Raw genomic sequence first — 16,252 nt, forward strand, 5'->3', positions numbered from 1 at the left:
GCGCCTAGCGTCAACGCATGATCACTTTACGTGGGTTGACGAAGCGGTTCGGAGGGACGACCGCCGTCGACGACCTGACCGTCGACATCGCACCCGGCCGGGTCACCGGGTTCCTCGGCCCGAACGGCGCCGGCAAGTCCACCACCATGCGGATGATCCTGGGCCTCGACCGGCCCACCGCCGGGAGGGCGCTGGTCGGCGGGCGGCCGTACCGGGAGTTGCGCCACCCGCTGTACGAGGTCGGGGCCCTGCTCGACGCGAAGGCCATCCACCCGGCGCGGTCCGGGCGCGCGCACCTGCTCGCCATGGCCCGCAGCAACGGCGTCCCGGCCCGCCGGGTCGACGAGGTGCTCGCCACCGTCGGGCTCGACGACCGGGCCGCCGCCAAGCCCGGCCGGACCCTCTCCCTGGGCATGGGCCAGCGGCTCGGCATCGCCGGGGCGCTGCTCGGCGACCCGCCGGTGCTGATGTTCGACGAGCCGGTCAACGGGCTCGACCCGGACGGGGTGCGCTGGGTGCGCCAGCTCATGCGCTCCCTCGCCGGGCAGGGGCGCACCATCTTCGTCTCCAGCCACCTCATGAGCGAGATGCAGCTCACCGCCGACCGGCTCGTCGTCATCGGTCGGGGACGGCTGCTCGCCGACGCGCCGATCACCGAGGTGATCGCGGGCAGCGCGGTGGCGGTCCGGGTACGCAGCCCGCAGCCGGCCGGGCTGGCCGCGCTCGCCGACCGGCTCACGGCCGCCGGCGCCACCGTCGAACCGGCCGGCCCGGACGAGCTGACCGTCACCGGCGCCACCGCCGACCGGATCGGTGACCTGGCCCACGAGCTGGGCGTGCGGTTGCACGAGCTGAGCCCGCACGGCGCGTCGCTGGAGCGCGCGTTCATGGATTTGACCGCCGACAGCGTCGAGTACGCGGGCGTCCCCACCGGAGGCGAGACCCGATGACCACCACCCTCACCACGGCCCGACCCGCCACCCGCTCGGGCGGCTTCGGCGGCACGGTCGCCGCCGAGTGGACGAAGCTCTGGTCGGTCCGCAGCACCTGGTGGACCCTGCTCGCCGCGGCGCTCGTGACCGCCGCCACGGCCGGGCAGCTCGCCATCTACGCGGCCAACGCGAACACCAACGACGACCCGGCCGACGACGCCGGGATCGTCACCGTGGGCAGCGTCCTCGCCAGCTCGGTGGAACTCGCCCAGTACGCCGTGCTCGCCCTCGGCCTGCTCGCGATCACCAGCGAGTTCACGAGCGGCACGATCCGTACGACGTTGCAGTGCACGCCGTCGCGCGGCCGCGTACTGCTGGCCAAGGCCGTGGTGACGGCGGCCGTGACGTTCCCCGCGGGCCTGCTGCTCGGCGGCGTCGGCGTGCTCGTGGCCCGGCCGGTGCTCGGCGAGTGGGGCAGCGCCCCCGCCGCCGGCACGGCCCGCGACGTGCTGGCGTTCGCCACCTACCTGGCGCTGGTCGCGGTGCTGGCGCTGGGGCTCGGAGCCGCCCTGCGCAGCGCGGTGCTCACCCTGGTCGTGCTCGTGGCCACGCTGATGATCGTGCCGCTGTCACTCCAGGAGCCGGACATCGCCGTGCTCAACCGGATCGCGGACGGCTTCCCCGGCGTGGCGGGCAACCACTTCCTCGCCGGGGACACCGATCCCTACCCGGCCGCCGTGGGGCTGCTGCTGCTCGCCGGCTGGGCGGTCGCCGCACTCGCGCTCGGCCGCGCCGCGCTGCGCCGCCGGGACGCCTGACACCGACGGTCCGGACGGGTCCCGGGGCCGCGCGCCCCGGGACCCGTCACTCCTCGACCAGCCCCGCCTCGTACGCGAGGATGGCCGCCTGCACCCGGTTGCGCACCTCCAGCCGCGTGAAGATGCTGGTCAGGTACGTCTTCACGGTGCCCTCGACCAGGTAGAGCCGGCGGGCGATCTCGGCGTTGGACAGCCCCGCCCCCACCAGCGCCAGCACCTCCCGCTCCCGGTCGGTGAGCCCCGCCGTGCGGTCCCGGGCCACCGGCCGCCGTGCCAGCCGGCCGCCGCCCAGCTCGATGACCCGGCGCGCCACCCGCGGCGACAGGTACGCCCCGCCGTCGGCCACCGCGTGCACACCGGCGATCAGCTCGCGGGGGTCTCCGGACTTGAGCACGAAACCGCTCGCCCCGTGCCCCAGCGCCCGCGCGATGTGGTCGTCCTCGCCGAACGTGGTGAGCATGACCGTCGCCGTCCCCGGCACCAGCCGGCGGATCTCGGCGGCCGCGCTGAGCCCGTCGAGCCGGGGCATCCGGATGTCCAGCAGGGCGACGCGCGGCCGGTGCGCCCGCACCAGCTCCACGGCCGCCCGGCCGTCGCCCGCCTCGGCGACGACCTCGATACCCGGGTCCGTCGCGAGGATCGCCCGTACGCCCGCCCGGATCATCGCCTCGTCGTCGGCGAGCACGACCCGGACCGGCGCGGTGGTGGTGGTGTCACTGTTCACTGGTCGATCCGCTCCTTGCTGACCAGCCGCCCGTCGGTGAAGCAGAGCCGCCACGTCGGCTGCGCCAGCGGGAAGTTGCCGTCTGTGTAGTACTCGCACCCGGCCCGGTCGGTGCCCGCGGGCCGGTCGAGCTGGCGTCGGGGCAGCCCCGGCAGGTCGGCCCGCACGGCACCGACGCGCAGCCCGTCGAACGTGGCCTCGTCGAGCACCGTGCCGGCCGTCGCCACCGGGTAGTAGACGAGCGACAGCACGAGCGCGAGCCCGGCCGGCGCGCCGAGCGCCGCCAGCAGGCTACGCCGGACCCGCCGGCGCGCCTCCCGCAGCCGCCGCTCCGCGTCCACCGGCCGCTCCCCCGGCCCGGGACGCCCGGCTCCCGGCTGCCCGTCGGCGCCGGCCGGCGCGGGCCGGTCCGGTGCCGGACCGGCGACCGGCAGCCAGGCCCGCACCGCGAAGCCGCCGCCCGCCTCCGGGCCCGCGTCGAGGGACCCGCCGGCCAGGCGTACGCGCTCGGCGAGCGCCAGCAGCCCGCTGCCGTGCGAGGGTGGGCCGGGCAGCGGGCCGGCCGGAGGCCTGGCGTTGACCACCGCCACCTCGAGCCGGTCGCCGGAACGGGCCAGCCGCACGTCGACCGGTGCGCCCGGGGCGTACCGGGCCGCGTTCGTCAGCGCCTCACGGACCAGGCGGTGCGCGGCGTGCCCGACCACCGTCGGCACCTCCGCGGTGTCCGGGGCGGCGTCCAGCCGTACCGCCATGCCGGCCTCACGCGCGCCGTCGACCAGGTCGGCGACGCTCTCGTCGGCCGGCCGGGTACCGGCACCGCCCCCCTCGTCGCGCAGCAACCCGATGACCTCGTGCAGCCGCTCGGTGGCGGCGGCCACGGACGCGCGCAGCTCCCCCGCCGCCGCCCGGTGCCCGTCGGCGAGGTCCGGGGCGACCTCCAGGGCGGCCGCGCGCAGCGCGATGAGGCTGAGGTCGTGACCCAGCGAGTCGTGCATCTCCTGCGCGATGCGGGCGCGTTCCCGCAGCCGGATCCGCTCGGCGGCGCCCCGCGCCTCCCGGGCCAGCGCGTCGGCGTGCCGGTGGCCGGCCTCGGCCAGCTCGTGCTGCTGCCGCCGGTACCGGCCGACCAGCCACGGGAACACCCCGGCGAAGAGCAGCACCGAGGCGAGCAGGAACCAGGTCGCCGCGCCGGTGCCGAGCAGCCCCAGGTTCAACGCGGTGCCACCGGCCGCGATCAGGCCGAAGGCGGCCACGGCGGGACCCGCGGTGGCGCTGCGCCGGCCCGTCAGGTAGCTGAACACCGGGATGGCGAAGACGAAGTTGCCCTGGAACAGCGAGCCCAGCACCGCCAGCGTCAGGGCGGCCACCGGCCAGCGCCGGCTCACCGCGACCGCCGCGGCGAGCACCGCCAGCCCGGCGACGACCACCGGCAGCCAGTGCCGCGGGTACGGCGGGGTCAGCCCGGCGTACGCGATCGGCGCCGCGAGCGCCGCCCACAGCAGCACGTCCCGGAGCACACGCCGCCGCCGCAGCGCGACCCGCCACGCCGTGCGCACCCACCCCCACCTGGTCACGGCGGCCAGGCTACCCACCGCTGGCAGAGGCGGGCACCGACGAAAGTCAGGTGTTCAGCCGATCTCCTCGGCCCACGCGCGCCAGTCGTCCAGCACGCCGTGCAGGGCCGGGGTGAGCCAGCCCGGCGCGGACCGCCGGAACACGCCGGGATCCATGGCGCCGGCCCCGGCCGGCAGCGCACCGAGCAGGTTCGGCACCAGGTCGGACAGGTTCGTCCAGTGCACCAGCTCCGGCGCCGCGGGCCACGCCCCGATGACCACCCCGGCGGGCACCGCCCGGCGGTCCAGCGCCTCCAGCGTCAGCGCGGTGTGGTTGAGCGTGCCCAGCCCCGCGCGGGCCACCACGACGGCCGGCGCGCCCAGCGAGACCGCAAGGTCCGCCACCGTCCACGGCTCGCCCGACGGGCGCAGCCCCATCGGGACGAGCAGCCCGCCGGCCCCCTCCACCAGCACCAGGTCGTGCTTGTCGGCCTCCTCGCGGACCGCGTCGACCGCCGTGTAGAGCTCCAGCGGCTCCATCTCGGCGACCCGGGCCGCGGTCAGCGGGGCGAGCGGGTCCGGGAAGCTGGCCAGGGTCCGGCCGGTGAGCGGAGCGGCCAGGCGCTGCACCGCGTCCACGTCGCCGGGATCGCCCGTCGCCGTACCGGTCTGGCCCGGCTTCAGGACGGCCACCCGCAGCCCGGCGGCCTGCGCGGCCGCGGTGATCGCCGCCGTCACCACCGTCTTGCCGACCTCGGTGTCCGTGCCGGTCACCACCACCGGCCCCCGCCACGGCGCGATCATGGTGCTCATGGCGCACACTCCACGATGATCTCCAGGGCCCGCTCGAACTCCACACGGGGCACACCGGCGTTCAGGGTCAGCCGCAGCCGGGAGCGGGTGTCCGGCGTGGACGGCGGGCGGAAGCAGCCCACCGCGACGCCCCGGTCGCGGCAGTCCGCCGCCCACGCGGTCGCCGCCTCCGGCCCGGGCGCGGTCACCGAGATCACGGCGGCGTCCGGGGTGGGGACGGTGAGGCCGGCGTCGCGCAGCCGGCGTACCGCGAACGTGGCCCGTGCGGCCAGTTCGGCGCGCAGCGGGTCGCCGGCGCGGGCCAGGCCGACCGCGGTGTGCACGCCGGCCGCGACGGCGGGCGGCAGCGCCGTGTCGAAGATGAACGTCCGCCCGGTCTCGACGAGGTGCCGGACGAACTCGGCCGGGCCGGCGACCAGCCCCCCGGCGCCGCCCAGCGCCTTGGACAGCGTGGCGGTCACCACCACGTCGGGCTGGCCGGCCAGCCCCGCGGCGGCGACGGCGCCGGCGCCGGACGGGCCGGTGACACCGAGCGCGTGGGCGTCGTCGACGAGCAGCAGCGCGCCGTACCGGCGGGCCACGGCGTGCAGCTCGGCCAGCGGGGCGAGGTCACCGTCGACGGAGAACACCGACTCGGTGACCACCACGGCGGGCCGGCCGGGGGCGACGGCGAGCGCGGCGGCGACCGCGGTCACGTCGGCGTGCGCCGTGACGACCGTCTCCGCTCCGGAGATCCGGCAGCCGTCGATCAGCGAGGCGTGGTTGTGGGCGTCGGAGACGAGCAGCGTACGGGGCTGCACGAGCGCGCGCAGCGCGCCCAGGTTGGCCAGGTAGCCGGAGGAGAAGACGAGCGCCCGGTCGGTGCCCAGCCAGCCGGCGAGCGCGTCCTCCAACGCGTGGTGGGCGTCGGTGGAGCCGCGGACCAGGCGCGACCCGGTGGCCCCCAGCCCGTACGCCGACAGCGCCCGCGCGGCCGCCGCGGTGACCTCGGGGTGGGTGGCGAGGCCGAGGTAGTCGTTGCCGGCGAGGTCGGTGACCGCCTCCCCGGCGGGACGCGGGTGCAGCCGGCGCGTCAGCCCGGCCTTCGCCCGCAGCTCGGCGCGGCGGTCCAGTGCCGCCAGCCAGTCCGCCACCGCCACCCCCAGACGCCGCCTCGTACCGGTCTCCGTCGACCGCCTCCGCCGGGCGAAGTTACCACCCGCCGGAACCCGCCCGGCGGATCCCACTCACACCCGTCCGGCCTGAACCGGCGTTCAGGCTCAGGCCCCGGACGCAGCCGTTTCTCGCCGCCCGAGGGGCTTGTAGGGTACGAGCCATGCCAGAGATCCTCGACCAGGCCCGCGCCCGGGTCCTGGGTGACGGCGTCGGCCTCGACGAGGCCGGCGTCCTCGCCGTGCTGACCCTGCCCGACGAGCACCTGCCCGCCGCCCTCCAGCTCGCCCACGAGGTGCGGATGCGCTGGTGCGGCCCGGAGGTCGAGGTCGAGGGGATCGTCTCGCTGAAGACCGGCGGCTGCCCGGAGGACTGCCACTTCTGCTCGCAGTCCGGCCTGTTCACCTCGCCGGTCCGCTCCGTCTGGCTGGACATCCCGTCGCTCGTCGAGGCGGCGAAGCAGACGGCCGCGACCGGCGCCACCGAGTTCTGCATCGTCGCGGCGGTACGCGGCCCGGACGCCCGCCTCATGAAGCAGATGCGCGAGGGTGTGGCGGCCATCCGGGCCGAAGTCGACATCCAGGTCGCCGCCTCTCTCGGCATGCTCACCCAGGAGCAGGTCGACGAGCTGGTCGACATGGGGGTGCACCGCTACAACCACAACCTGGAGACCTGCCGCTCCTACTTCCCGAACGTGGTGACCACCCACACCTGGGAGGAGCGCTGGGAGACGCTGCGTATGGTGCGCGACTCCGGCATGGAGGTCTGCTGCGGCGGCATCCTCGGCCTCGGCGAGACGGTGGAGCAGCGCGCCGAGTTCGCCGCGCAGCTCGCCGAGCTGGACCCGCACGAGGTGCCGCTCAACTTCCTCAACCCGCGTCCCGGCACCCCGCTCGGCGACCGCCCGGTCGTCGAGGGCAAGGACGCGCTGCGGGCCATCGCCGCGTTCCGGCTGGCCATGCCGCGCACCCTGCTCCGGTACGCCGGCGGCCGGGAGATCACCCTCGGTGACCTGGGCACCCGCGACGGTCTCCTCGGCGGCGTGAACGCCGTCATCGTCGGCAACTACCTGACCACGCTGGGTCGGCCGGCGAGCGACGACCTGGCGCTGCTGGAAGACCTGAAGATGCCGGTCAAGGCGCTGTCCGCGACGCTGTGAGGGGTCCACGGTGACGGTGCAGCCGACGGTGCCGAGCGGCACCACGCCGGCCTGGTGCGACCGCTGCGGCGAGGCCACCGGGGACGGTCCGCACGACGCGTGCGCCCGGGCCCGTGAGCTGGAGCCGCCGCGGTACTGCGCGTGGTGCCGGCGGCGGATGAAGGTGCAGGTCGTGCCGACCGGCTGGACGGCGGTCTGCGTCGAACACGGCGAGGTCCGCGCCTGAGGGTCACCGCGGGCGGCCGGTCGTCCGCCGGCGCGACGGTGACGTGCCCCACATAGCGGTGATAGGTTGCCGTTTCCGGGCCGTTGCCGCGGCCCGGACCCTCCAGTGGTTCGGTGCCGGGCGGTTGCGGAGGCAGACGTGAGCGTCCTGCACGGGCGGGTGGTGACGCTGCGGCCGGCCGGCCCGCAGGACGTGCCGGCGCTCGCGGCGATCCGGGCCACACCCGAGGTCCGCCGCTGGTGGCGGGGCGACGACGACCTGACCGCGACGGTCCGCGCCGACCTCGACGACGAGGCGCTCAGCGTGTACGCCATCGGCTACGACGACCGGGTCGTCGGCGCCATCCAGTGGTCCGCCGAGGACGATCCGGACTACCGGCACGCCAGCCTCGACGTGTTCCTCGACCCGTCGGTGCACGGCCGCGGGCTCGGCCCGGACGCCATCCGCACGCTGGTCCGTCACCTCGTCGACGCGTACGGGCACCACCGGTTCACGATCGACCCCGCGGCGGCGAACACGCAGGCCATCCGCAGCTACGCGAAGGTCGGCTTCCGTCCCGTGGGGGTGCTGCGCCGCTACGAGCGGGGCGCCGACGGCCGCTGGCACGACGGCCTGCTCATGGACCTGCTCGCCGACGAACTGGTCGGCTGACCGCCCGCCGGCGGCGCGTCCTCAGCCGTCCCAGATCACGTCGTGGCCGTCGAGGCGCCGGGCCCCGGCGGCCGGCCGGTGCGGGGTGAGCCGGCCGTCCGGCATCAGGTGGTCCACCGGCACGTCGTGGCCGAGCACCGCCACGTCGGCGATGAGCCGCCGGTGGCAGCGCCACCAGACGCTCTCGCTGCACATCACCGCCGTGGTCCGGGCCGCGGCGTCGGCGAGGACCTCGTCCAGCGCCGCCCGGAAGTCCGGTGTACGGGTGTGGGCCGCGTACGCCCGGAACGCCGCCACCGTCCACCAGGTGTCCGGCTCCGGCGTGCCCGCCGGGGTGTGGCGCCGGCCGCCGAGGCGTGGCTCCCAGCGGTAGGCGATGCCGTCCCGCGGCAGCCAGCGTTCCAGCTCCTCGCGGCGGACGTCCGGGTTGGTGCGGCTGGCGGGGAACGCGCGCACGTCGACGACCAGCGCGACGTGCGCGCCGGTGAGCAGTTCGCCGAGCCGCGCCCGACCGGCCGGCCCGTGGCCCACGGTCAGCAGCGCCCGTTCCATCACCTCATCCTGCCGTGGATGCCCGGGGTTGTCGGGCCGACGGACCGCACCGTCCGGTGGGGACGCACCGCCCACGAGGCAGGGTGGAGCGTCAGACCGGCCGTATGCGTTACACCGACACGCGCAGGATCGCCCTTCAATTCTCGCGGAATTCGCGTCAGCGGGGACGTATCTGCCCAGGTCAGTCCGATCGACCGATGCCGAGAGCAGGTCCCGCTCATGGGATCATGTGCCGTCCCCTCAATCGATCTCGGAGGAATCCTCATGCCACAGCGTCGGCGCGCGACGCGCGCTGCCGTTCTGACGGCCGCCGCCACGGCCGGTCTCGCCATCGCCGCCCCGGCCTGGGCGGGCGCCGGCAACCCGCACAACCCCCCGGGCGACAACGGCACCGTGAAGATCGACGGTGCGCCGTTCGAGGACAGCGTCGACAACCAGCCGCACGTCGGCTGCGAGTTCGAGCTGGAGTTCTTCAACTTCGACGCGGGCGACACGGCCGACATCACCCTTGCCGCCCAGCCGCCGTCGGGGAAGTTCACGACGGTGAAGTTCCTCGACAACTACGTCATCAGCGACGACCCCGCCTCGGGCGCGGCGAACGACCACGATGCGGTCATCAGGTTCTCCGCCAACGACCTGGCCCTGGCCGGAGTGCAGGCCCACCCCAAGCAGGGTTACCACATCAAGCTCACCGTCGACCTGACCGACGGCAAGGGCAAGGCCAAGCACAAGGTGTTCTGGTTGCAGCCGTGCGAGTCGCCGGAGACGCCGACGACCCCCAACCCGGGTGGAGGCTCGCCCACCCCGACGCCGGGCGGCTCGGAGAACCCCTCCGCGAACCCGTCGGTGAGCCCGTCCGTGCCGGGCACGCCGGCCGGAGGCGGCAGCGGCGGCACCGGCGGCACCGAGGGCAGCGGCGGCAGCGAGGGCAGCCTGCCGCTCACCGGCGTGGCCGCGACCAGCATCAGCCTCACCGGTCTCGCGCTCATCGTCGGTGGGGTTGTCCTGATGGCGCTCCGCCGCCGCCGGGACAAGATCACCTTCACCAGCTGATCGCCGCAGCACCGCGAGCGGCCGCCGGACCCCGGTCCGGCGGCCGCTCGCCGTTCTCCGCTCTCCACTCGACGGCGGGACCCGATCCGCCGCGGTCCGATCCGGGGCGAGCCGGGATCCGTACCCGTCGGCGACCCGGTCGACGGCCGCCCGGAGATACCTCACATCATCGATATTGATAGATGCAGCTCGGCCGTTCGCCCAGCTCGGCGCGCACCCCGAGCCGACGGGAGCCGGCGCTCGCCCGGGACGACCCGTCCTGGCATACGAGCGTACGGTTGCTGGCCCGTCACGCGGCGCGGCACAGTACGCGACACCAGCGGTGCCATCGACGCCGCCGCTCCCCGGTCAACCCTGAGGAGGACGCGATGGCCCTACGACTCGCCGACGGCACCGCCTGGCCCGACATCCTCGCCCGCGCGGCGGCCGCCGCCCCGGAGGCGTTCGCCGCGCCGGTCGACGGCGTCACCACCCTGCACAACCTCGTCGAGGGCGAGTGGCGCGCCGTCGGCGTGCCGACGCCGGCCCGGACCCCGGTCGACAACACCGTCCTGGTCAACCTCGCCCGGCTCGACGCCGACACGGCGCGGACCGCCGTCGCGTACGCCGCCGCCGCGCACCGCGACTGGGCCGACACGCCGCTGACCGAGCGGAAGGCGCGCGTCACGGCGGCACTGGACGCGCTCACCGCCCACCGCGACCTGCTCGCCCTGCTGCTCGTCTGGGAGATCGGCAAGCCGTGGCGCCTCGCCTGCGCGGACGTGGACCGCGCGCTGGACGGCGTCCGCTGGTACGTCGGCGAGATCGACCGCATGCTCGCCGGCGGGCGGGAGGCCCTGCCCGGCCCGGTCAGCAACATCGCGTCGTGGAACTACCCGATGAGCGTCCTCGTGCACGCCGAACTCGTGCAGCTGCTCGCCGGCAACGCCGTGATCGCCAAGACCCCGTCGCAGGGCGGCGCCGTCTGCCTCACCGTGGCGCACGCGCTGATGCGCCGCGCCGGGCTGCCCGCGACGCTCGTGTCCGGCGGCGGCGAGGAACTGTCCGAAGTGCTCGTCCGGGCGCCGGAGATCGGCGCGGTGGCCTTCGTGGGCGGCCGCTCCAACGGCGGCAAGGTGGCTGCCGCGCTGCTCGACTCCGACAAGCGGCACTTCATCGAGCAGGAGGGCCTGAACGCCTGGGGGATCTGGAACTTCTCCCAGTGGGACCTGCTCGCCGGGCACCTCAAGAAGGGCTTCGAGTACGGCAAGCAGCGCTGCACCGCGTACCCCCGGTTCGTGGTGCAACGCGACCTGGTCGACGAGTTCCTCGACATGTACCTGCCGGTCGTACGCTCGGTCCGGTTCGGGCACCCGCTCGCCGTCGAGGACGGCTGGACCACCGGCGACCCGTTGCCCGCGCTGGACTTCGGGCCGCTGATCAGCGCCGCGAAGGCCGACGAGCTGCGGCGCAAGGTGGACGAGGCGGTGCGCGGCGGCGCGGTCCCGCTGCACCGCGGCAAGCTCGACGGCGCGCCGTTCCTCCCCGGGCAGGACACCTCGGCGTACGTCGCGCCGGCGGTCCTGCTGGCCCCGCCCGGCCGGTCCCGGCTCATGCACGCCGAACCGTTCGGGCCGGTCGACACGATCGTCGTGGTCGACACCACCGACGAGCTGCTGGCACAGATGAACGCGTCCAACGGCGCGCTCGTCGCCTCGCTGGCCTGCGACGACGAGGAACTGGCCGGCAAGCTCGCGGTCGACCTCCAGGCGTTCAAGGTCGGCATCAACAAGCCCCGCTCGCGCGGCGACCGGGAGGAGCCGTTCGGCGGCCGGGGCGCCTCCTGGAAGGGCGCGTTCGTCGGCGGCGACCTGCTCGTGCAGGCGGTCACGCAGGGCGGCGACGAGCGCCTGTACGGCAACTTCCCCGACTACAGCCGCTACCCCACCACCTGAGGGTCGGCGCCGGTCACCCGCCGGGTCCCCTGCCGCGTCGGAGGCGTCGGCAGGGGACCCGCCGGTCCGAGCGGGACGGTGAGCGTGAGCAGCGGCCCGTCGTACGCGCTACGGGCGGCCCGGTCGAGCCGGCGCACGGTACGCAGCATCGGGCCGTTCTCCGCCTGCGTGTGCAACACGAGGGCGGCGTACCCAGCCTCCTCGGCGTACCGGACCAGGCGCCGCAGCAGCGCCGACCCGATCCCGCGGCGCTGCCAGTCGTCGCGTACCAGCAGGGCCGCCTCGGCCTCGTCGCCCTCGCCCAGCAGGTTCGCCATGGCGACGACCGACTCCGCGCCGCCGGGGCCGGCGACCGCCGCGACCAGGGTCAGCCCGCGGGCCGGTTCCAGCATCCGCCGCAGCCGCGCCGGCGGCGGCACCGCCGCCCCGCCCAGGTAGCGGCGGTACCGGCTGCGCGCCGAGCAGGCGTCGTGCAGGTCGCGCACGGCCGGCAGGTCGTCGGCGACCGCGGGGCGTACGGTCAGCTCGGCGCCGTCGGGCAGCACGAGGGTGACCTGCTCGGCGGCCCGGCGCACCACGGTGGCCGCCAGCTCGACCAGCGCCTGCGCCCGCGCGTACTCGGCCGGGGTGAACCCGGGCGCGGCCCGCCGCAACGTGAACGTGCCGCCGGACGGGTCGGCGAGCAGCATGGTGGTGTCGGCGACACCCGCGCCGTCCACGGCATCCGGCCGCCAGGTCACCGCGTCGGCGCCGAGCAGCGCGCGCAGCACCTCGCCCGCCGCGTCCGGGTCACGGACGAGTCGGTTGGCCAGCGCGAGCACCCGGGTCGGCTGGTCGGCCAGGCCACGCGCCTCGCTGCGCGCCACCCAGCAGTCCCGCCCACGGCCGCGCTCGACGGCGGCCATCAGGTCGGCCTCGCCGAGCGCGTCGGGCGCGTCGACGAGGAAGTCGTCCACCGCGCCCCGCTCGGTGGTGTGTACCTGGACGGCGAGGATGTTGACCCCGCGCAGCGCGAGGCTCGCCGTGAGCACCGACAGGTACCCCGGCCGGTCGTCCACGGTGGCCCGGATCCGCCACAACGTCATGGTTGGCTCCCTTCCTCGGGTACCACCCTCGCCGCCGGCTGTTGCCGGCCGATTGCTCCCCGGTGACGGCTACGCGATCCACGTCACCCCGCCCGCCGGCACCGGGTCAGGCGGTCAGCGAGGGCGGGCCCACGAGGTCCAGCCGGTCGCCGAGGATCACCGCGCTGGCCCGCACCAGCTGGGCCAGCCGGTCGACCTCGGTGGCGTGGAAGGCGGCCGCGGCCAGCGGCTCGCGGTGCTCGCGCGCCACCACGAGCACGAGCCCGGCCCGGCCGAACGGCGCGACCGCGTAGTGGGTGCCGCCGTGCGCGGTCATCGACCGGGCGCGCAGCGGGGTCACCTCCGGCAGCGGCGGCGGTACGGGAGCGCGCCAGCTGGCGTGCCCCACAGCGGCCGTGCCCCCGCCGCCGCGGGACGCCCAGTCCAGCGGCACCACGGCCGCGACCGCCCAGTCGGCGGCCAGCAGGCCGGGCACCGCGTCGACCAGGGTGGCCACCCCCTCGGCCGGGTTCCCGGCGACCTGGGCCAGCAACTCGGCGTCCTGACCGGTGGTGGTGGGCGCGCCGATCGCCCGCCACACACCGTCCACCCGTACGCCCGGGATGGCCGCGAGGCCGGCCAGCAGGCGCTCGACCCGGGCGGCGCCCGGCCACACGACGGTGAAGTCGTCCACCGCCCGCCCACCGAGGCGCTCCAGCACCACCACCTGGACGATGTCCGCGCCGGACACGCCCAGCGTGCGGGCCACCTGGCCGAGGGTGCCGGGACGATCCGGCAGCGTGACCCGAACTCGCAGCAACATGGTCGTCCCTCCGCTCGGCGGGCCGGCGGTGGTGGCCGGCAGGCTGGTCCCCAGCCTGGCCGTTGCCCATTTCGCCCCTGTTGCAGTGGCATGTCCCGGAGGGAAAACCCGACCTTGACAAGATGGCGGAGCTGCCATCAACTAATCGGATGACCGATCCGGCCGTCGACGCGCTCCGGCCGGGAGCCGCCCCCGGCGCCCCCACCCGGCGCGACCCCGACGCCGCGGGCACGGCCGGCTCCGACGGCGCGCCGCCCGCCGGCGTCGACCTCGACCGGCTCTCCGCGTACCTCGCCGCACACCGGCCCGAGCTGGCTGGCGGGCCGTTGCACGCGCAGCTGATCGCCGGCGGCAAGTCGAACCTCACCTACCTCCTGCGCCTCGGTGACCGCGAGGTGGTGCTGCGCCGGCCCCCACTCGGCCACGTGCTGGCCACCGCGCACGACATGGCCCGGGAGTTCCGGGTGATCTCCGCCCTGGCGCCCACCGAGGTGCCGGTGCCCGGCGCGCTGCTGCACTGCGCCGACCCGGAGGTGATCGGCGCGCCGTTCTACCTCATGGAGCGGGTGACCGGCGAGGTCTTCCGGACGCGGGCGCAGACCGACCCGCTCGGCGACGACCGGCGGCGCGACCTCGCGATGGCCATGATGGACACTCTCGCGGCGCTGCACCGGGTCGACCCGGCGACCGTCGGGCTGGCCGACTTCGGGCGCCCGGACGGCTACCTGGAACGCCAGGTACGCCGCTGGGCCGGCCAGCTGGACCGCTCCCGCAGCCGCCCACTGCCCGGCATCGACGAACTGCGGGACCGGCTGGCGGCCACCGTGCCGGCCGGCGCCAACGCCGGCCGGATCGTGCACGGCGACTACCGGCTGGACAACCTCCTCGCCACCGTCGACCCCGTCGCCGTCCGCGCGGTGCTCGACTGGGAGATGGCCACCCTCGGCGACCCGCTCGCCGACCTGGGCCTCCTGCTGACCTACTGGGACGTGCTCGGCGGCAGCGAGACGGCCGCCGGCAACCCGGTCGCCGACGGGCTCGGCCCGCGCGCCGGCTTCCCGTCCGGCGGCGAACTGATCGAGCGGTACGCGGAGCGCAGCGGTGTGGACGTCGGCCCGCTGCACTGGCACGTCGCGCTGGGCTGCTTCAAGCTCGCCGTGATCTGCGAGGGGATCCACTACCGGCACACGCTCGGGCAGACGCTCGGCGAGGGGTTCGACCGGATCGGCGAGATGGTGGCGCCGCTGATCGCGTACGGTCTGACCGCCGCCGGGGAGCGTTGATGGACTTCGCGTACGACAGCCGCACCGAACAGCTGCGCGCCGAACTGGCCGCGTTCCTCGACGAGCACGTCTACCCGGCCGAGCCGGTGCACGCCGAGCAGGTGCACGCCGCCGGTGACCCGTGGGCCCGTCCGCCGATCATGGCCGAACTGAAGTCCGAGGCGCGCAAGCGCGGCCTGTGGAACATCTTCCTGCCCGACCGCCGCTACGGCGCGGGTCTCACCAACGTCCAGTACGCTCCGCTCGCCGAGCTGACCGGGCGCAGTCCCCACCTGGCCCCCGAGGCGCTGAACTGCGCGGCGCCGGACACCGGCAACATGGAGCTGCTGGCCGAGTTCGGCTCGGAGCAGCAGCGGGACCGCTGGCTGCGCCCGCTGCTGGAGGGCGAGATCCGGTCGGCGTTCTGCATGACCGAGCCGGACGTCGCCTCGTCCGACGCCACGAACATCGCGACCCGGATCACCCGCGACGGCGACCACTACGTCATCAACGGCCGCAAGTGGTGGTCGTCCGGGGCCATGGACCCGCGGTGCGAGATCTTCATCGTGATGGGCAAGACCGACCCGGCGGCCGACCGGCACCGCCAGCAGAGCATGGTGCTGGTGCCCCGGGACACGCCGGGCGTCACCGTCCGGCGGGGCATGACGGTGTTCGGCTACAGCGACGCGCCCCACGGCGGGCACGCCGAGATCGACTTCACCGACGTCCGGGTGCCCGTCGAGAACCTGGTGGGCGAGGAGGGCGGCGGCTTCGCCATCGCCCAGGCCCGGCTCGGCCCGGGGCGGATCCACCACTGCATGCGGCTGATCGGCATGGCCGAGCGGGCACTGGAGCTGCTCTGCCGGCGTACCACCGAGCGGGTCGCCTTCGGCCGGCCCCTGGCCGAGCAGGGCGTGGTGCGCGAGTGGATCGCCGAGTCCCGCGTACGCATCGAACAGGCCCGCCTGCTGGTGCTCAAGACCGCCTGGCTCATGGACACGGTCGGCAACAAGGGCGCGCACACCGAGATCCAGGCCATCAAGATCGCAACGCCGTCGATGGCCGAGTGGGTGATCGACAAGGCCATCCAGGCGTACGGCGGCGCCGGCGTCAGCCAGGACACTCCCCTGGCCGCCCTGTGGGCGCAGGCCCGTACGCTCCGCCTCGCCGACGGCCCCGACGAGGTCCACCGAGCCTCCCTGGCCCGCCGCGAACTACGCCGCTGGACAACCCCGGCCTAACCCCGCGCTCCGGCCCTCGCCCCCGCGGTCCCCACCCCTGCCCCCGCTCCCCACCCCTGCCCCCCGCTCCCTGCCCCGCTCCCCTCGACCCGCGATCTTGCAGTTTCGGCCCCTGGATTGCCCCGCTATGTCCGGGATGTCGGGGCGGAAAGTGCAAGATCGCCGAGGCGGTGCCGCCCCCGCGGGACCCCGCACCCCGACGCTCTCGCCGATCTTGCACTTTCGGCCCCTGAATTGCCCCGTTATGTCCCTGATGCCGGGGCACAAAGTGCAAGATCGCGGGGAAGGGGGAGCG

16 protein-coding genes are annotated in these 16,252 nt (G+C 75.3%); 9 read left to right on the forward strand and 7 right to left on the reverse strand.

The genetic code is table 11. From position 1 onward, the window contains the following. The first annotated feature begins 17 nt into the window (after positions 1–17). Both D7193_RS03585 and D7193_RS03590 read left to right on the forward strand, forming a co-directional pair. Entirely contained in the window at positions 18–950 is a 933-nt protein-coding gene (locus tag D7193_RS03585; RefSeq protein ID WP_120777919.1) for an ABC transporter ATP-binding protein, read from the forward strand. Next, complete coding sequence (locus D7193_RS03590) at positions 947–1,750, forward strand: ABC transporter permease subunit (protein ID WP_120777920.1); 804 nt, start codon at positions 947–949, stop codon at positions 1,748–1,750. The genes D7193_RS03585 and D7193_RS03590 overlap by 4 nt, the downstream gene beginning before the upstream one ends. A 46-nt stretch (positions 1,751–1,796) precedes the next feature. On the opposite strand, the gene D7193_RS03595 is transcribed toward D7193_RS03590, so the two are convergent. From D7193_RS03595 to D7193_RS03610, 4 genes are read right to left on the reverse strand one after another with little or no spacing between them, the layout of a single operon-like run. Beyond that, a complete protein-coding gene (locus tag D7193_RS03595; protein WP_241562894.1) occupies positions 1,797–2,414 on the reverse strand; it encodes a response regulator in 618 nt (205 codons plus the stop codon). Between the two features lie 56 nt (positions 2,415–2,470). Beyond that, a complete protein-coding gene (locus D7193_RS03600; RefSeq protein ID WP_120779226.1) occupies positions 2,471–4,048 on the reverse strand; it encodes a sensor histidine kinase in 1,578 nt (525 codons plus the stop codon). A gap of 54 nt (positions 4,049–4,102) precedes the next feature. After that, on the reverse strand, positions 4,103–4,831 hold the full coding sequence (bioD, locus tag D7193_RS03605) for a dethiobiotin synthase (protein WP_120779228.1): 729 nt from the start codon (positions 4,829–4,831) through the stop codon (positions 4,103–4,105). A 5-nt stretch (positions 4,832–4,836) separates the two neighbouring features. Further along, positions 4,837–5,973, reverse strand: coding sequence for an 8-amino-7-oxononanoate synthase (locus tag D7193_RS03610; RefSeq protein ID WP_120779227.1), 1,137 nt, complete (start codon positions 5,971–5,973; stop codon positions 4,837–4,839). A 182-nt stretch (positions 5,974–6,155) separates the two neighbouring features. Here D7193_RS03610 and bioB point away from each other — a divergent pair, with 182 nt between their 5' ends. The 3 genes from bioB (at position 6,156) to D7193_RS03625 (ending at position 8,028) form a co-directional block, all read left to right on the forward strand. Next, complete coding sequence (gene bioB / locus D7193_RS03615) at positions 6,156–7,151, forward strand: biotin synthase BioB (protein ID WP_120777922.1); 996 nt, start codon at positions 6,156–6,158, stop codon at positions 7,149–7,151. 10 nt (positions 7,152–7,161) lie between these two features. Then, positions 7,162–7,377: a biotin synthase auxiliary protein BsaP gene (gene bsaP, locus D7193_RS03620; protein ID WP_241562806.1), complete on the forward strand. Its 216-nt coding sequence runs from the start codon at positions 7,162–7,164 to the stop codon at positions 7,375–7,377. A gap of 138 nt (positions 7,378–7,515) precedes the next feature. Further along, complete coding sequence (locus D7193_RS03625) at positions 7,516–8,028, forward strand: GNAT family N-acetyltransferase (protein ID WP_120777923.1); 513 nt, start codon at positions 7,516–7,518, stop codon at positions 8,026–8,028. A gap of 21 nt (positions 8,029–8,049) precedes the next feature. Here the strand turns inward: D7193_RS03625 and D7193_RS03630 are convergent, their stop codons facing one another. Further along, complete coding sequence (locus D7193_RS03630; RefSeq protein ID WP_120777924.1) at positions 8,050–8,580, reverse strand: DUF488 domain-containing protein; 531 nt, start codon at positions 8,578–8,580, stop codon at positions 8,050–8,052. Between the two features lie 264 nt (positions 8,581–8,844). Between D7193_RS03630 and D7193_RS03635 the strand changes: the two genes are divergently transcribed. Both D7193_RS03635 and D7193_RS03640 read left to right on the forward strand, forming a co-directional pair. After that, entirely contained in the window at positions 8,845–9,633 is a 789-nt protein-coding gene (locus D7193_RS03635; protein WP_158674765.1) for an LPXTG cell wall anchor domain-containing protein, read from the forward strand. Positions 9,634–10,001: 368 nt separating this feature from the next. Next, positions 10,002–11,567, forward strand: a complete 1,566-nt coding sequence (locus tag D7193_RS03640; RefSeq protein WP_120777926.1) for an aldehyde dehydrogenase family protein — start codon at positions 10,002–10,004, stop codon at positions 11,565–11,567. Here the strand turns inward: D7193_RS03640 and D7193_RS03645 are convergent. Both D7193_RS03645 and D7193_RS03650 read right to left on the reverse strand, forming a co-directional pair. Then, positions 11,552–12,652, reverse strand: a complete 1,101-nt coding sequence (locus tag D7193_RS03645) for a GNAT family N-acetyltransferase (protein ID WP_120777927.1) — start codon at positions 12,650–12,652, stop codon at positions 11,552–11,554. The genes D7193_RS03640 and D7193_RS03645 overlap by 16 nt on opposite strands. Before the next feature lie 106 nt (positions 12,653–12,758). Then, complete coding sequence (locus tag D7193_RS03650; protein WP_120777928.1) at positions 12,759–13,454, reverse strand: ACT domain-containing protein; 696 nt, start codon at positions 13,452–13,454, stop codon at positions 12,759–12,761. Between the two features lie 149 nt (positions 13,455–13,603). Between D7193_RS03650 and D7193_RS03655 the strand changes: the two genes are divergently transcribed. Together D7193_RS03655 and D7193_RS03660 are read left to right on the forward strand one after the other, a co-directional pair. Continuing rightward, positions 13,604–14,737 (forward strand): phosphotransferase family protein, encoded by a 1,134-nt coding sequence (locus D7193_RS03655; protein ID WP_120777929.1) that lies wholly within the window; start codon positions 13,604–13,606, stop codon positions 14,735–14,737. Next, positions 14,737–15,957, forward strand: a complete 1,221-nt coding sequence (locus D7193_RS03660; RefSeq protein WP_120777930.1) for an acyl-CoA dehydrogenase family protein — start codon at positions 14,737–14,739, stop codon at positions 15,955–15,957. The genes D7193_RS03655 and D7193_RS03660 overlap by 1 nt, the downstream gene beginning before the upstream one ends. Positions 15,958–16,252 lie beyond the last annotated feature (295 nt).

The organism is Micromonospora costi (assembly GCF_003626655.1).
Classification (GTDB): domain Bacteria; phylum Actinomycetota; class Actinomycetes; order Mycobacteriales; family Micromonosporaceae; genus Micromonospora; species Micromonospora costi.

What these genes read in the sequence shown, in the direction of transcription:
- D7193_RS03585 (WP_120777919.1), top strand. Translation starts at nt 18, where the DNA reads ATGATCACTTTACGTGGGTTGACGAAGCGGTTCGGAGGGACGACCGCC.
- D7193_RS03590 (WP_120777920.1), top strand. Translation starts at nt 947, where the DNA reads ATGACCACCACCCTCACCACGGCCCGACCCGCCACCCGCTCGGGCGGC.
- D7193_RS03595 (WP_241562894.1), bottom strand. Translation starts at nt 2,414, where the DNA reads ATGATCCGGGCGGGCGTACGGGCGATCCTCGCGACGGACCCGGGTATC.
- bioD (WP_120779228.1), bottom strand. Translation starts at nt 4,831, where the DNA reads ATGATCGCGCCGTGGCGGGGGCCGGTGGTGGTGACCGGCACGGACACC.
- bioB (WP_120777922.1), top strand. Translation starts at nt 6,156, where the DNA reads ATGCCAGAGATCCTCGACCAGGCCCGCGCCCGGGTCCTGGGTGACGGC.
- D7193_RS03630 (WP_120777924.1), bottom strand. Translation starts at nt 8,580, where the DNA reads ATGGAACGGGCGCTGCTGACCGTGGGCCACGGGCCGGCCGGTCGGGCG.
- D7193_RS03635 (WP_158674765.1), top strand. Translation starts at nt 8,845, where the DNA reads ATGCCACAGCGTCGGCGCGCGACGCGCGCTGCCGTTCTGACGGCCGCC.
- D7193_RS03640 (WP_120777926.1), top strand. Translation starts at nt 10,002, where the DNA reads ATGGCCCTACGACTCGCCGACGGCACCGCCTGGCCCGACATCCTCGCC.
- D7193_RS03645 (WP_120777927.1), bottom strand. Translation starts at nt 12,652, where the DNA reads ATGACGTTGTGGCGGATCCGGGCCACCGTGGACGACCGGCCGGGGTAC.
- D7193_RS03650 (WP_120777928.1), bottom strand. Translation starts at nt 13,454, where the DNA reads ATGTTGCTGCGAGTTCGGGTCACGCTGCCGGATCGTCCCGGCACCCTC.
- D7193_RS03655 (WP_120777929.1), top strand. Translation starts at nt 13,604, where the DNA reads ATGACCGATCCGGCCGTCGACGCGCTCCGGCCGGGAGCCGCCCCCGGC.
- D7193_RS03660 (WP_120777930.1), top strand. Translation starts at nt 14,737, where the DNA reads ATGGACTTCGCGTACGACAGCCGCACCGAACAGCTGCGCGCCGAACTG.